Below are 12,844 nucleotides of genomic sequence, written 5' to 3' on the forward strand. Positions count from 1 at the left end.
TGGTTTATCAAATCACGAAAGCCAGTTCCGCGCCCACGACATTCTGGAAGGCGTCCACAAAAGACTGGGACGTAAGTCCGGTATTGCTGTCCAGCATGATCAGCATGACCGCATTGCCATAGCCTGCAGCCTGCATTTCATCCGCTCCCACGCAGATCCACTTGCGCGGGTCAACGCCGTCTTTCATGGACTGGGCAACGTCCTGGATGTCCGTATCGGCTGCCGTTTTCACCAGAACCAGGGAGAAAGCAATAGATCCGATCATGGGTTCATATACAGCAGCATCCGTGATAGCGTCGGCACTGTCCAGACCGGTAAAGCTTTTCAGAGTCAGAAGCCCCTGCTCACTGGTATCACTGAGATCCAGTACTGTAGTTGCCCCCATAAACTCCACCGGGCATTCTGCGATGATTTTTTCTACAAGCTCTTCCGCCGTGCCATCTACGGTAGCTGCAGATGCATCTCCGGTTTTACTGCTGCAGCCTGTGACCAGAGCAGCGGTCATGACGAGAACCAAAATCGTTGAGATCAGTCGTTTCATATATTTTTCCTCCAAATATCTGCCAGATTTTTCAGACCATAATCAGCAGGTCTGTCTGTGCCCGGAGAGATCATATACTCTGCGGGCTTTTCTATTATATGGGATTCCATGGAGGGAATCAAGGGAAATATAAAAGATTAAAGCTGATTGACTTTTTCCATTTCCTGGCGTATATTTATCCGTGGGAGTAAATGGGTAAATTAATAAGGAGGTCATGAATGAAATCTCACACTTATTATGATATTTTAGGTGTTTCCAGAGATGCGACTTTAGAAGAGATCACGACTGCGAAAAATGCACTTGCCAAGGTGTATCATCCGGACGCGAATGTACATAAAGATATAGATACCACTGCTTTCATGCAGGAGATACTGGAAGCATATCAGGTGCTGTCCAATCCCGAGAAGAGAAAAGCGTACAATCAGGAGATTTTCGGTGAGACCAACCGGGTGTTCCGGACGTTTACGCTGAAGCCGGAAAAAGAAGACGAGAGTGAGGCCTCTTTCGTCACATACTGGAATGCGGCAAACCGGCTCAATGAGACACTTCAGAAAAGTATCCGCCTGATGGAGCGGGAGGCACAGAAAAAAACGCTTCCTCAGCGGATTTTCAGAAAAATGGGGAAGAAGGAGCGGGAAGAGACTTTCCGCACCCAACAGATCGAAGAACTTTCCATGCAGGCAATCCGCTGTATTACGGTTCTTAAGATGGCGGGAATCCCCATGGAATACTGGCAGCCGGATGCCATGAACTGGGTACTGATCCGTTGGGGGCAGAAGCAGACAACAGATTTCCATATCCTTTTTTCACGGTATGACGCTTTTATTGAGCAGAATAAAACAAATGCGGAAAAGCTGAAACTTCGTTCCCGGTCCAGACAGTACCATAATAATTTAAAAAAACTGCTCTCCTACGCACTAGAGGCGTAGGAGACATTCTTCCAGGAGGGCTTCACAGCCCTCTTTTACATCTCTGTAAGTGACGTCAAAATTTCCGGTGTACCACGGATCTGCGATGTCATCCCCTTTTCTGTCCGTAAAATCCAGAAGTTTCGATACTTTTCCGTCAGGATCCCCGTTTCCGAGAATCCGCATGATGTTGCGGATATTCCATGAATCCATGCCGATAATGTAATCGAACCTGTCGTATTCCTCCGCGCGCATCTGGCGGGCACGGTGATCCCCGCATGGAATCCCCTCGTGACGCAGTTTCCTGCGGGTGCCGTGATGGGGCGGATTGCCGATTTCTTCCCGGCTGGTGGCCGCCGAGTCGATGTAGAATGAATCAGCAAGCCCGGCTTTGTTTACCATATTCTGAAAAACGTATTGTGCCATTGTTGACCGGCAAATATTGCCGTGGCAGACGAATAGTATTTTTATCATATCTCTTATATCCCTTCAAAAGCCTTCAAACCTTGATATTTCGGGCTTTCCGGCGCTTTTTTCAATTTTTGTGTTTTGCCCCAAACCTACGCTATTCTTCGTAAATCTACGCAGATTTACGGGCAAATGGTGTAGTAAGTGGTGTAGTAACTTGGTGCGCTTTCAACCTGATTTTCTCCGCTTTTCTGGCGTACCAATATTCTTGAAATCAATGATTTTCGCCATCTGCTCCGCCGCCCGGTCATAGCTGGCGTGGGTGTAGACATTCAGCGTTACTCCCACATCAGAGTGTCCCATCACATACTGTAAGGTCTTTATATCCATACCGGCGTTTGCCATATTCGTACAGAAAGTATGACGGAACACATGAGGCGTGATGTGCGGCAGCGGCTTATCCGGGTACAGCTTTTTATACTTTTTCATCGCCCAGCGCATTTCATTTTCGATATGTAACGCTACCTTGGGCTTGTCGTCCTTATCCAGCAGAAGAAAGCCGCTGTACCCGTCTACAATGATTTCCGTCTTTATCTTCTTGCGGCGTTCAAGGATATTGTTCAGACTTTGATAGACTTCCTCTGTCATGGGAATAAAGCGGCAGCCGCACTCCGTCTTGGTTTTCTCAACATAATACTTTCCGCCCCGTTCCCGGACAAGCTGGTGGTCTACCCGGATTCGCCGGTTTTCAAAATCCAAATCACTGTTTGTAAGGCCACAAAACTCACTGACACGCATACCCGTTCCCAGCAGCACGACAAATTCATCATAATACTTGGTATAGGTTTTGTCCTCCCGGATAAAGCCCATCCAAATCTCCTGCTGTTCCTCCGTCATGGCAATCCGCTTCTGTGAGTCATTGGGAACCACGTCCACTAATTTGAAGTCAAAGGGATTTCGGCGGATAATATCCTCGTTGTATGCCATCTGAAAAGCGGGTTTCACAACGCCCCTGACGCTGGTAATGGTGCTGTACCCTTTCCCGTCACTGTGGAGCTTCATAATCCACTTTTGCGCGTCTGATACCCTAATATCCCTTATCTGCCGGTAGCCAAAATCTTCTTTCTTAATCAGGTTCAGAACAAAATTGTAACCGACTTTGGTATTGTAGCGCACGCCCTGTTTCAAGCTGATATAGCGTTCCACAAGGGCAATCACGGTTGCCTTTCCAGCAGCATAGTCAATCCCTTCGTCAAGCTGCTTCTGGATTTCTTTTTCCTTTTCCCGCAGTTCCTTCAAATCAGAGGAATAGATGGTCTGTCGCTTACCTCGAATGTCTGTATAGCGGTACTGATAAATCAGGTCTTTTCTCTGGCTCTCTCCCGTCCGCAGGATTCTTCCTTTATGGTCTTTGCGTTTCTCGGACATTGTCAAACTCCTTTCCGTGATGGAAAGAGCCTTGATATGACACAATGATTGTATCATATCAAAGGCCGTTTTCCCATCACAAATTTTCACGAAAGCTACGAGCCGGGGCGGATGGTAACGATATTGTCTGATGAGAGTTTACTCTCAAGCAGACATATATCGTTGCCAGACGTTAGGGCGACAGCCCGTGACCTCACAGCCATTGGCTGTGAGGTTCCCGGCACATTAAATGGAATACTCCTGCTCAATGTATTGGTCGAACAGGCGGCGTTTTATCAACCGTTTGTTTCCTACCCACAAAACGAACCGGCAATTCTGTTCACTGGTTAAATCACGCAGCTTGTTGATACCAATTCCCGAATACGCCGCAGCTTCTTCTAAGGTCAAATTACTCTTTTCCCAAATCGGGACTTCTTTCATAGGCAATACTCCTTTCAGTCGGTAATCAGTTTCTTCATGCTCTCCATTTTCCGCTGCGCGGTTTCCTGCCGTAAGTTGTCGCCGGTAAAGCGTACCGGGACGCACATGGAAAGCAGCCGGTCATAAATCCGGGAATGGGCGGTGTCCTCCGGGTTCCGCAGGTCGTCCAGCGTGAGGTTGGTCGTGACGATCAGCGGCTTACCGCTACGGTAACGGCTGTCAATCACATTGAAAACCTGTTCCAGCCCGTATTCCGTCCCGCGCTCCATGCCGAAGTCGTCAAGGATAAGCAGCGGGTAGCGGCAAAGGCGGGAAATGTACTCATTGCGGTTCTCGAAGCTGGCGGCAAGGTCGTTGAGGATAAGGGCAAAGTTCGTCATGTGGACGGGGATTTCCTTCTCCATGAGGGCGTTTGCGATACAGCCCGCAAGGTAGCTTTTCCCGGTTCCCACACCGCCCCAGAACAGGCAGCCGATATTGTCGGCTCGCATATCCTCCCAGTGTTCCACATACCGGCGGGCAATCCCGGCCTGCGGGTTCCTGCCGTTGTCGTTCTCAAAAGTCCAGTCCCGCATGGTGGGGTCGGTAAAGCCCCGGCGTTTCAGTTCTTCCACGGTGTCAAGGTGCCTGCGCCGCTTCTCGGCGGCCTCCCGTTCCTCGCGGGCGGCTCTCTGGCAGTCGCACTCTGCCGGGTGGCGGTCACGGCCAAAGATAGCGGCCTTATCCGGCGCAAAATAGGCTTCTTTCGGCTTGCGGCACTTGCCGCAGTACAGTAAACCGTCCTCGCCGGTGTAGTCCTCCGGCTCCGGGGTGCTGGTCGTCATATTCTCCAAAACAGCGTTGATTTCGTTTTTCATAAACTCTCGCCCTCCTTGCATGAGTAGTCTGGTATGCCCTTTTTCGGGGCTTCCTTTTTGTCGTTCCCCGCCCATATCCGCAGGGCGGCGGCATAGTTCTGATAACTTTTCCCGTTGGCGGCAAGGTAGCGGCTCATTTCCTCGATGAACCGTTCCAGCCTGTCGGGGTACTCTGCCTGCAACTCGTCGTATTCGGTCTGTGACAGAAAAATATTCTGGTATCGGCCATAGGGCGCGGGCGGCTCCCCACTCACTCCCTTTGTTTGGCTCTCTGTAAGGTTGTTTATATTAGTTTGGTTAGGGGACGGTTTTCCGACCATCATAAGGTCGGTTTTCTGACCATTAGTAGGACGGTTTTCCGGCTCTATGAGGGTCGGATTTCCGGCCATCAGTTGGTCGGAAAACTGTACCTGTGGCACTCGCGGCACTTTGACATAAAGCCGGTTCGGTGCGGAGAAGCCGCCCCGTTCCCGTTCCAGCAGTCCCGCCATGTCCAGTTCATTAAGCGCCCCCTTTATGGTGGTGCTGCCTTTATCCAGTATTTCGGCTATCTCCGCGATGGGATAGATAATATATATCCTGCCCTCGTCGTCCTGCCACTTGTTCTTCTGGGAGAGTGTGGAACGGTCTAACAGCAGCGAATACAGCAGCTTGGCGGTCTGGGAAATCTCCATTTTCAGCAGGAAACGGGGGTAGGGCAGATAGATAGGCAGCGGCGTGTCTGCCATGATATAATCAGCGATAGTATCACCTCCCTGTGTTTCGGGTTGATTTTTGGGTTTTGTCACGCCTTAGAACGGCGTTTCCGGGGGAAAAGGATAAATGTATCGCGTACCCTTTGACACCCTCGGAAAAAGCCTTGATTTATGCGGGTTTGAAAGGCTCTAAAGCGTGACATCTCTGCCTTTGTTTCCGCTTTCTCTCGGCGGCTTTGATTTTCTTCATGCGTCCGGCGCAGTCGGGGCAGTATTTTCCCCGGTTGGATTTGGGGACAAATGACGCCCCGCAGACGGCGCAGCGTTTCCAGCTCCCCCCGGTACAAGAGGGCTGCGGCCAGCTCCCCGTCAAGGGGCAGGACAGCCACACGGAACCAGCGGCACATGAGGGAAAGGGAAATGCCTTGGACGCACACGCAAGGCTCCCCGTCGTCCAGCAGCAGGCAGTTCCCCCCCGTCGTAGTTACAGCACTCATGTACCAGCCGCCGCGCCCGCCGGTGCTGGCGGTAGTCCATGCGGGGCAGGTTATCGCTCATGGCTCTGCTCCTTTCTGCGGTGGGGTTCCTCCCGGCGCAAAATCTGGTCGATGTTCCGCTTGACGGTCTGCAACTCCTTGAACCGCTGTTTCTGTTCGTGATAGGTGTTATACAGGCCGTCTTTCTCGGAGATAAGCTGCTCGATCTCGGCCTGCAACGCTTTCCGGGCGGGCAGCTTGGTAATGCCATGCGCCTTGAAATACCGGGCGGCGGCTTCGGCTATGATAAAGTCACTCTCATTTGCCTGTCGGTATGCGGCGCGGGCTTTCTCGGATTTCTGCGCTTTCAGCCCGTCGCGGGCGGGCTTAGTCTTGGCATAGGCAAGTACCTGTTGCTGCAACTCCTTTTTCCCTTGTAGCTTTGTTTCCAGCGTTTTCAGCTTGCCGCTGGTCTGGCACATTTCCTGATAGGCGGTATCGACGGCGGCTTCTAACTGCTCCGGGGAAGTGAAGCCGTATTCCTGATACACATTCAGCGTCGCGGCCATTTGTTTGAGGTTGTGCATGGTCGCCCAGCGTTCATAGCCCTGGCCTTTGCCCTCGGCCATTTTCTGCTCAATGTCCACAAGCCGCTGCACACCGTCCTGTTTCGGGGCGGTTTTTGGGGCTTTTGTGGGCTGTATGCCGGTTTTCCCATGCCGGGGGTATTCGGGTATGGCTGCGGCCTTTTCTGCGGCTCTGGCGGCGTTCTGCTCCAAAACGGCAAGGACGGCGGCGCGGTCAAAATCGTCGCCCAGCTTCCGGGCGGTAATGGGCTTCGTCCTGTCCGGCGTGAGGTAGGACAGCCGCCCCCGGCTCTCCTTGACGGTCACGCCCTCCCGCAGCAGCAGAGAGGAAAACTCGTCAAAGCTGGCGGCGGTGGCAAGGGCTTTCCGTATGACCTGCCGCAACTTCTCCTTGTTCGTTTCAAACTTGGTCTGCCGGGGCGTGATACCTCCTGCAATCATGGGGGCGTTCTGCTTGTCCAGCGCGGCCTGTCCCTTTTTCTGCGCCCAATACTCCCGGTCGGTTACGCGGTTCTTGCTGCCGTTCAAGAGGTCGATTTGGTAAAGCCCCTCCCGGTGGCACATCTCCATGACTTCGGATTTGAAGTAGCGCAAAGCCGCGTCGGTACAGCGGTGCTTGCAATCGGCCTTTGTGTCGGCCGGCCTGTCCATGTAGGGCAGGAACGGCACTTCCTCAATCCGCAGGCTGTTAATGACGATATGCACATGAATGTTGCCGCTGTGGTTATGCCCGTCCGGATGGGTGCATACAAGGGCTTGGTGGCCGGGGAAATGCTCGGCGCAAAACTTCTCGCCCAATTCCTGCGCCCGGTCTACGGTCAAGCCATTGTCCGGGCCGTCCCGTGGGTCAAAGCTGATGATATAGTGGTGGCTTTTCACATCTTCCCGCCGCTGGTTCTTCCCATAGCGGAGATTTGCCCGCATACAGGCCACGGCAAAATCCTCCCCGCCGCAGTTCAGCGTGGACAGCCGGTAGTCCTCGCGGGGGATAAGCCTGCCGGTTTCATCAAGGACGGGCTTCATGGTAAACTCGTCATGCTCGAAAAGCAGGTATTGTTCGGCGGCTCCGTAGTCGGCGTTTTTAGAGTTGATATGCTTGAGTGTTGCCAACCGCGTCACCTACTTTCCTGAGGACTTCATACTTGAGGGCGGCAAGGTCGGCTATGGCGGCGCGTACCTCGTCGGACAGCGCATGGTAGGGTGCGCCGTACTCGTTCAGATACCGGGCTATCTGGTTGAGGTTGCCGCCGATCCTGCCGTACTCGGCGGCCAGCGTCCCGACAGCGGAGAGCAGTTCGTCATTGACCGCCGACACATGGATAACGGGGCGTATGGTCGCCCGCCGTATTGCCTGCCGGAGAAATTCCGACTGGCTGATACCATAGGGCGCAAGCCGCGCTGTGAAGTCAGCGTATTCATCTTCGGACAGCCGGGTTTTCACAACGCGGCTGCGGTGGAGTGTGTTGTATTTCTTTCGCATGGTCGTGACCTCCTTTCTTGCCGCATGAGTGCGGCGGGGATAAGCGGCGAAAGCCGCAAAGCAGGGTTTGGGGAAGGCACTCCCCAACAAGTTTCCCGCGAGGGGCAAAACCGCAGAATTGCGGATTTTGGCACCGTGGTAGAAACTTGCTCTTTGTAAGCCGCAGACTGCCCCTGTTCGGGTTTTCCGTACATAGAGCGAACGGGGCGGGGCTTTCAGCCCGCTGTTCGCGGCCTTTTTCTCTTTTCGCCAAAGATACAAATGAAAAGCCGCCGTCTGCCCGCTGGCCGGGAAAAAATTCCCCCTTTCACTCCCTACAACACCGCGTTTTGAAATTTGCCAAATATCGGGGCAGAAAAAATTTCCCTTCACCCACTACTACACCCGGCAAGGGGGGGTAAATGGCCGGGAAGTCAAACAGGCAGAAAAAAAGCAGCAAATCTTTTCAGACTTACTGCTTTCGGTGTTCGCCGGTGACGGCTGGTATTTAATTTTTACGGCTTGTCCGGCGGATAGTCGAACCGAAACTTGAACAGCGCGGCAATTAACCGCTGCTTCACATAGTCCTCAACTTCGCCGTTGACCTGTCCATTCATTTTGGAGAAGTGGCAGATATATCCGGCGTAGTGGGACAGGACGGCGTTCACGGCTTCCGGGTCTCCCTCATGGGCTTTAACGATTGTTTCATAGGAGAGCGGTCTACTCATGGGAACGCTTCTCCATTATCCGTCGTAGCCGTTGCAAGCCAAGCTGGATATGCCGTCCTGCTGTACTGCGTGACCGGCCCATACACGCACCGATCTCCCTTTGCGACTGGCGCAGGAAATAGTAACGGAAAATTTCTTCCTGCTCTTGCTCTGACAGACAAGAGAGGGCGGCAGCAAGTGCCTCGTCGCTTAACAAGGCGGTCTGCTCGCAGACCATAAAGAGATATTCTTCTATCTCGCGGTCAACATGCTGCGGAATAGTGGTCTGCTGTCTAATAAGTTCTTGTGTGTTACTTTATGGCACATGAGCATTTACTCAAGGCACATATTTACCCACATACAACAAGCGACGATATTGAGATAGTCCCGGATGGGATGGTACTTGTTTTCATTCGCTACAATCCCGATGGCGTTATCAATCTTTTTCTCATTGGTAAGCCCATAGGTTTCTTCCAGATAAAGAAGCAGATACTTCATGTCCGTATCGTTCAGGACTGTGCTTTCCCTGTGGAAGCCGATGGGCTTTATGATGTCCTTGCGGTCGGTCAGGATGTTGTATGCGATAGCCCCGGAAAGCAGCGGGTCACGCTGGAATACGGTCAGGCAGTTCCGTATGCTCTGACGGACACCGCCTTTCTCGGTAGTTTCCAGTCCCGCCTTGATTTCCTCAACGCTCTGGGGCGGCTGCATGGCGTTCATGGTGTTTTTTAGTTCTTGCTGCGTCTGCGGCTGCAAGCTCTGCCATGAAATCATTGAACGGTATCGCCCCGGCGAAGATGACCCACATTTGAAGGTGCTGCAAGCTGCCCATATCAGCGATGATGAGTATTTCAGCCACATGGTTCTGGATGACCTCAACCGGATTATCCGGGATATTCGGGAAGCCCACAAAAAGGACAGTGAGAGTGCGCCCCAGACCACTGTTGCCGATGAACTGAAAGAAAATCTGGAAGCGGTCGAAAATTTCAAGGGCAGCCAGGATGAAAAGTTGGTTGTCCTTTACTGCAAGCAGCTCGGCATCAACTATAAAAATCTGTCAGACGAAGAATTTCGCTGGCTGATTCGGATTCTCAAAAAATCAAAGAAAATGGGAACGCCTATCAGCCAGAGGAAAAAAAGGTAAGGAAAAACCGCTGTTGCATGGTTTGTTGGCTCCCATGTAGCAGCGGTTTGTGCTGTGGTTATTCAGTTGAAAATCAGAATGGCAAACTGGAATTGTCTAAAATAGTAAAGCCGTACCGCTTACGATTTTTTCTTTTACTGCTGAAACAGTATCTTTGATTGAGTGCGCAGTTGTATCTATAACATTTAATTCATAGATTCCTAAATTAGAAAATTGTTTCCACATTGTTTCAACTAATTCAACATTTGTTTCTCTATCTAACTTTGAGCGTTCGATAGCTCGCTTCATAGTTTCTTCTTTACTTGCCCTTAAAACGATATAGTGTACTTCATAATGCTCTTGAACAATGTTGAGCCACGGCTCTAAAAACCACGGTCCTACAATGCCATCTACAATTACATCATATCCACCACGAACATATCGCTTCGCAGCTTCTAAAAATGCTTCAATGACAACCAAATTTTGCTCATTTGATTCTGGCAAATGTGGTGGTATTGCCCCTTTACTCAAATAATGGTAAAAGTCATCTGTGTGCATATGCACAGACTTTTCTAAATCTGATTCTTTTGCAACAGCAGATGCCGTTGTAGTTTTCCCTGTTCCCGGCGAACCTGTGATTACAATAATTCTACCTTGATTCATCTATGTTTTACCTTCCCAACTTCTAATTTTTTACATCATATCCCAAAAGCCTTGTCGTACTCAATAACTCCATTTAATTTGTTTTGACTTCCGTTAAGATTAAGTGCCATAAAACTTTCATCGTCAACTTCAAATGGCGCTTTTATTCCACACTCACTTGCCGGAATATATCCTGCCTTTGGATAGTATTTGGAATGTCCCAAAACAACTGAATATTCATATCCCAATTTATGTGCTATACTGTGTCCTTCTTTCATCAAAGATAATCCGATTCCCCTGTTCTGATAATCGGGTAATACAGAAAGAGGGGCAAGCGCAAGAACCTCAACCCCTTGAACAACTGCTTTTGTAAAAAGAATATGTCCTACAATTTTTTCGTCCTCGACAGCAACAAGAGAAAGTTCCGGAATAAACGATTTGCTTTTTCTTAACGCAGCAACTAAGTTCTGTTCATTTCCATCTGTATATTCAGCATTTTCAAATGCTTCTTTTACAACATGATATACCGTATCATAATCTTCTGGTCTTTCTTGTCTTATAATCAAAATAGATACCTCCATAGTTTTAAGTTTTTTTACAATTACAGGAAATAGCAAATCTACTATCTACCTCTCAATTTTTATGGCTCTGACAATGATAATATCCGGGATTTCTTTATTAAAATAGCATTCTTCGTAAAATCCGTCTATGACAAAACCAGTATCAAAACACAGATTAAAAATATCCTGTAAAGAACGATGATAATAACATTGTTTTTGTGGCTGTCCTTCAATCGCAATATCGTAATAGCTGTGCGGCGTCATATATTTTTCTGTAAGCGTTACAAAACAGGGGTGCTGTGTCGCAAATACAAATACTCCGTTATCCTCAAGCAATTTATAAACAGAGGTAAAAAGCGGCTTAATGTCTGTAATATCCATGACCGCCATGTTTGAGACTGCTTTTGTAAATGGCTTATTTCTTTTTAATGCCATCAGACTTGTTTCATTCGTAGCGTCTGCTACACAAAACTCAATGTGATCAGCATACCGTTTTTGGCGCTTTTTTGCCAGTTCCACCATTTTTTCACTATAATCAAAAGCCAAAACAGAGACAGCTTTTTCTGCAAGATATGCAGAATAATTTCCATTCCCACAGGCAATATCTAAAATATAATCTGTTGGATCAGGATTTAGAAGCTCTGTTACTTTTGGACGGACAACTTCTCTGTGAAAATCATTTGATTCATCCCCCATTGAACAATCCCAAAATTCAGCGTTCTGATTCCAGATTGCTTTACTTTCTTCTTTTGAATACTGTATAATATCCTCTTTCTGCAAAATTACTTTTTCCCCTTCGCCGCATGGCTCCTGAAATGCGTGATAATGATGTTCCAATATTTCATCTGTTATCACAAACGGCGAATTGGCATTTAAGACCTGATTTCTTTTATATAGTCTTTTTTGCAAAAGCTCCTTACTGGCTTTCATATAGACAAGTTCCGTTTCAGCGCCTGCTTTTTGGATCAGCTCTTTATAAAAATTCCGATTTTCCTTACTCCAGAAACTAAAATCAATCACAACGTCTTTTCCCTGCTGAATCAGGGACAGCAGCTTTTTTTGAAGCGCAGCCTCCACCTGCTCTGACAATTTTTCATATTGTTCTTCCGGATAATCAATTCCCTTTCTCCCATAAAGTTTCCACATTTCTTCATCAATGGAAAGTCTGATATATCCTTCCTGTTCTTTTTTCTTGGCGTAAGTAGTCTTTCCAGAACCACATACGCCGCACATCATAATAACTTTGCTCATAAAACTCCTTTTCTTTTTCCGAAACGGCATCTATCAATTTGCACTACACAACAGAAAGTTCTTCAATCGCTTTATCTAAAAAAATCATACCGTCCAGATGTTCCAGCTCATGGCAGAAGCATTTTGCCATTTCATCTTCTCCGTCAACTATAATTTCCTCTCCATATTCATTGAGTGCCTGAATCGTGACCTTTTGTGGACGAATTGTTTTTACAAAACGGTTCGGGAAACTAAGGCATCCCTCAACACATTCCTGCACACCGCTTTGGCTTATCATTTTCGGATTTACAAGTTTTAATCGTGTATCGTTAAAATCAATGACAACCAACCGTTTCAAAACGCCAACCTGATTTGCTGCCAGTGCAGCTCCATTTTCTGTTTCATGTAATGTATCAAGCATATCATCTAAGAGCTGCCTGATTTTATCATCAACTTTTAGGACAGCTTTACATTTTTTTCTTAATATAGGGTCGCTGTCATAACGAAGAAATCTTGTTGCCACTTTTTACCTCCTGTCTGCTGCTGTCAGCTCTTGATTTTCTCAAACTTACATCAAATAAAAATACCTCCTCAATGGCACACTCAAATACTTTAGAAATATCATATGCAAGCCAGATAGATGGTTCAAATTTTTCTGTTTCTATGGCATTTATCGCCTGCCTTGAAGCTCCAACCAGTTCTCCTAATTGCTCTTGCGTCAGCCCTCGCTGTTCTCGCAATTCTTTTATTCTGTTTTTCATAGTTCCTCCAAAAGTAAGGTTAACATTACAACAATTATATAT

Annotated in this window: 16 protein-coding genes and 3 pseudogenes; 2 read left to right on the forward strand and 17 right to left on the reverse strand. The window is 48.6% G+C overall.

Annotated features, from left to right (window positions below; genetic code table 11):
* Positions 1–7: 7 nt before the first annotated feature.
* Positions 8–541, reverse strand: a complete 534-nt coding sequence (locus B5F07_RS06485; RefSeq protein ID WP_087160459.1) for a hypothetical protein — start codon at positions 539–541, stop codon at positions 8–10.
* Between the two features lie 218 nt (positions 542–759).
* Here B5F07_RS06485 and B5F07_RS06490 point away from each other — a divergent pair, with 218 nt between their 5' ends.
* Positions 760–1,470: a J domain-containing protein gene (locus B5F07_RS06490; RefSeq protein ID WP_087160460.1), complete on the forward strand. Its 711-nt coding sequence runs from the start codon at positions 760–762 to the stop codon at positions 1,468–1,470.
* Here the strand turns inward: B5F07_RS06490 and B5F07_RS06495 are convergent.
* The 11 genes and pseudogenes from B5F07_RS06495 to B5F07_RS06545 all read right to left on the reverse strand — a co-directional run.
* Positions 1,459–1,923 carry a low molecular weight protein-tyrosine-phosphatase gene (locus B5F07_RS06495; protein WP_087160461.1) on the reverse strand — a complete coding sequence of 155 codons (465 nt, stop codon included), beginning with the start codon at positions 1,921–1,923 and terminating at the stop codon, positions 1,459–1,461. The genes B5F07_RS06490 and B5F07_RS06495 overlap by 12 nt on opposite strands.
* Before the next feature lie 162 nt (positions 1,924–2,085).
* Positions 2,086–3,285 (reverse strand): site-specific integrase, encoded by a 1,200-nt coding sequence (locus B5F07_RS06500; protein WP_087160462.1) that lies wholly within the window; start codon positions 3,283–3,285, stop codon positions 2,086–2,088.
* A 225-nt stretch (positions 3,286–3,510) separates the two neighbouring features.
* A complete protein-coding gene (locus tag B5F07_RS06505; protein ID WP_087160463.1) occupies positions 3,511–3,705 on the reverse strand; it encodes an excisionase in 195 nt (64 codons plus the stop codon).
* A 14-nt stretch (positions 3,706–3,719) separates the two neighbouring features.
* A complete protein-coding gene (locus B5F07_RS06510) occupies positions 3,720–4,562 on the reverse strand; it encodes an ATP-binding protein (protein ID WP_087160464.1) in 843 nt (280 codons plus the stop codon).
* Positions 4,559–5,293, reverse strand: a complete 735-nt coding sequence (locus B5F07_RS06515; RefSeq protein ID WP_204248825.1) for a replication initiator protein A — start codon at positions 5,291–5,293, stop codon at positions 4,559–4,561. The genes B5F07_RS06510 and B5F07_RS06515 overlap by 4 nt, the downstream gene beginning before the upstream one ends.
* 133 nt (positions 5,294–5,426) lie before the next feature.
* Positions 5,427–5,815 (reverse strand): annotated as a pseudogene (locus B5F07_RS06520) (cysteine-rich VLP domain-containing protein).
* Positions 5,805–7,430 (reverse strand): relaxase/mobilization nuclease domain-containing protein, encoded by a 1,626-nt coding sequence (locus tag B5F07_RS06525; RefSeq protein ID WP_087160465.1) that lies wholly within the window; start codon positions 7,428–7,430, stop codon positions 5,805–5,807. Before B5F07_RS06525 ends, B5F07_RS06520 begins: the two are co-directional and overlap by 11 nt.
* Complete coding sequence (locus B5F07_RS06530) at positions 7,402–7,800, reverse strand: plasmid mobilization protein (RefSeq protein ID WP_087160466.1); 399 nt, start codon at positions 7,798–7,800, stop codon at positions 7,402–7,404. Before B5F07_RS06530 ends, B5F07_RS06525 begins: the two co-directional genes overlap by 29 nt.
* A 494-nt stretch (positions 7,801–8,294) precedes the next feature.
* Positions 8,295–8,507 (reverse strand): helix-turn-helix domain-containing protein, encoded by a 213-nt coding sequence (locus B5F07_RS06535; RefSeq protein ID WP_087160467.1) that lies wholly within the window; start codon positions 8,505–8,507, stop codon positions 8,295–8,297.
* Positions 8,500–8,724 (reverse strand): sigma factor-like helix-turn-helix DNA-binding protein, encoded by a 225-nt coding sequence (locus B5F07_RS06540; RefSeq protein WP_087160468.1) that lies wholly within the window; start codon positions 8,722–8,724, stop codon positions 8,500–8,502. Before B5F07_RS06540 ends, B5F07_RS06535 begins: the two co-directional genes overlap by 8 nt.
* A 137-nt stretch (positions 8,725–8,861) precedes the next feature.
* Positions 8,862–9,206 (reverse strand): annotated as a pseudogene (locus B5F07_RS06545) (virulence-associated E family protein); the annotation flags it as partial.
* Positions 9,207–9,249: 43 nt separating this feature from the next.
* Between B5F07_RS06545 and B5F07_RS06550 the strand changes: the two are divergent.
* Positions 9,250–9,630: pseudogene (locus B5F07_RS06550) on the forward strand (helix-turn-helix domain-containing protein); the annotation flags it as partial.
* A gap of 96 nt (positions 9,631–9,726) precedes the next feature.
* Here the strand turns inward: B5F07_RS06550 and B5F07_RS06555 are convergent.
* Genes B5F07_RS06555 through B5F07_RS06575 form a run of 5 tightly spaced genes read right to left on the reverse strand, consistent with a single transcriptional unit; the run spans position 9,727 to position 12,802 of the window.
* Entirely contained in the window at positions 9,727–10,272 is a 546-nt protein-coding gene (locus B5F07_RS06555) for an AAA family ATPase (RefSeq protein WP_033126564.1), read from the reverse strand.
* A gap of 35 nt (positions 10,273–10,307) precedes the next feature.
* Positions 10,308–10,817 (reverse strand): GNAT family N-acetyltransferase, encoded by a 510-nt coding sequence (locus tag B5F07_RS06560; protein WP_008981868.1) that lies wholly within the window; start codon positions 10,815–10,817, stop codon positions 10,308–10,310.
* 60 nt (positions 10,818–10,877) lie between these two features.
* Positions 10,878–12,092: an AAA family ATPase gene (locus tag B5F07_RS23265; protein ID WP_330397749.1), complete on the reverse strand. Its 1,215-nt coding sequence runs from the start codon at positions 12,090–12,092 to the stop codon at positions 10,878–10,880.
* Between the two features lie 13 nt (positions 12,093–12,105).
* Positions 12,106–12,564: a peptide deformylase gene (gene def / locus B5F07_RS06570; protein WP_033126562.1), complete on the reverse strand. Its 459-nt coding sequence runs from the start codon at positions 12,562–12,564 to the stop codon at positions 12,106–12,108.
* Positions 12,539–12,802 (reverse strand): helix-turn-helix transcriptional regulator, encoded by a 264-nt coding sequence (locus tag B5F07_RS06575; protein WP_008981865.1) that lies wholly within the window; start codon positions 12,800–12,802, stop codon positions 12,539–12,541. The genes def and B5F07_RS06575 overlap by 26 nt, the downstream gene beginning before the upstream one ends.
* Between the last annotated feature and the right edge of the window lie 42 nt (positions 12,803–12,844).

It is taken from the genome of Lachnoclostridium sp. An169 (assembly GCF_002160525.1).
Classification (GTDB): domain Bacteria; phylum Bacillota; class Clostridia; order Lachnospirales; family Lachnospiraceae; genus Mediterraneibacter; species Mediterraneibacter cottocaccae.

What these genes read in the sequence shown, in the direction of transcription:
- B5F07_RS06485 (WP_087160459.1), bottom strand. Translation starts at nt 541, where the DNA reads ATGAAACGACTGATCTCAACGATTTTGGTTCTCGTCATGACCGCTGCT.
- B5F07_RS06490 (WP_087160460.1), top strand. Translation starts at nt 760, where the DNA reads ATGAAATCTCACACTTATTATGATATTTTAGGTGTTTCCAGAGATGCG.
- B5F07_RS06495 (WP_087160461.1), bottom strand. Translation starts at nt 1,923, where the DNA reads ATGATAAAAATACTATTCGTCTGCCACGGCAATATTTGCCGGTCAACA.
- B5F07_RS06500 (WP_087160462.1), bottom strand. Translation starts at nt 3,285, where the DNA reads ATGTCCGAGAAACGCAAAGACCATAAAGGAAGAATCCTGCGGACGGGA.
- B5F07_RS06505 (WP_087160463.1), bottom strand. Translation starts at nt 3,705, where the DNA reads ATGAAAGAAGTCCCGATTTGGGAAAAGAGTAATTTGACCTTAGAAGAA.
- B5F07_RS06510 (WP_087160464.1), bottom strand. Translation starts at nt 4,562, where the DNA reads ATGAAAAACGAAATCAACGCTGTTTTGGAGAATATGACGACCAGCACC.
- B5F07_RS06530 (WP_087160466.1), bottom strand. Translation starts at nt 7,800, where the DNA reads ATGCGAAAGAAATACAACACACTCCACCGCAGCCGCGTTGTGAAAACC.
- B5F07_RS06535 (WP_087160467.1), bottom strand. Translation starts at nt 8,507, where the DNA reads ATGAGTAGACCGCTCTCCTATGAAACAATCGTTAAAGCCCATGAGGGA.
- B5F07_RS06540 (WP_087160468.1), bottom strand. Translation starts at nt 8,724, where the DNA reads ATGGTCTGCGAGCAGACCGCCTTGTTAAGCGACGAGGCACTTGCTGCC.
- B5F07_RS06555 (WP_033126564.1), bottom strand. Translation starts at nt 10,272, where the DNA reads ATGAATCAAGGTAGAATTATTGTAATCACAGGTTCGCCGGGAACAGGG.
- B5F07_RS23265 (WP_330397749.1), bottom strand. Translation starts at nt 12,092, where the DNA reads ATGCCGTTTCGGAAAAAGAAAAGGAGTTTTATGAGCAAAGTTATTATG.
- B5F07_RS06575 (WP_008981865.1), bottom strand. Translation starts at nt 12,802, where the DNA reads ATGAAAAACAGAATAAAAGAATTGCGAGAACAGCGAGGGCTGACGCAA.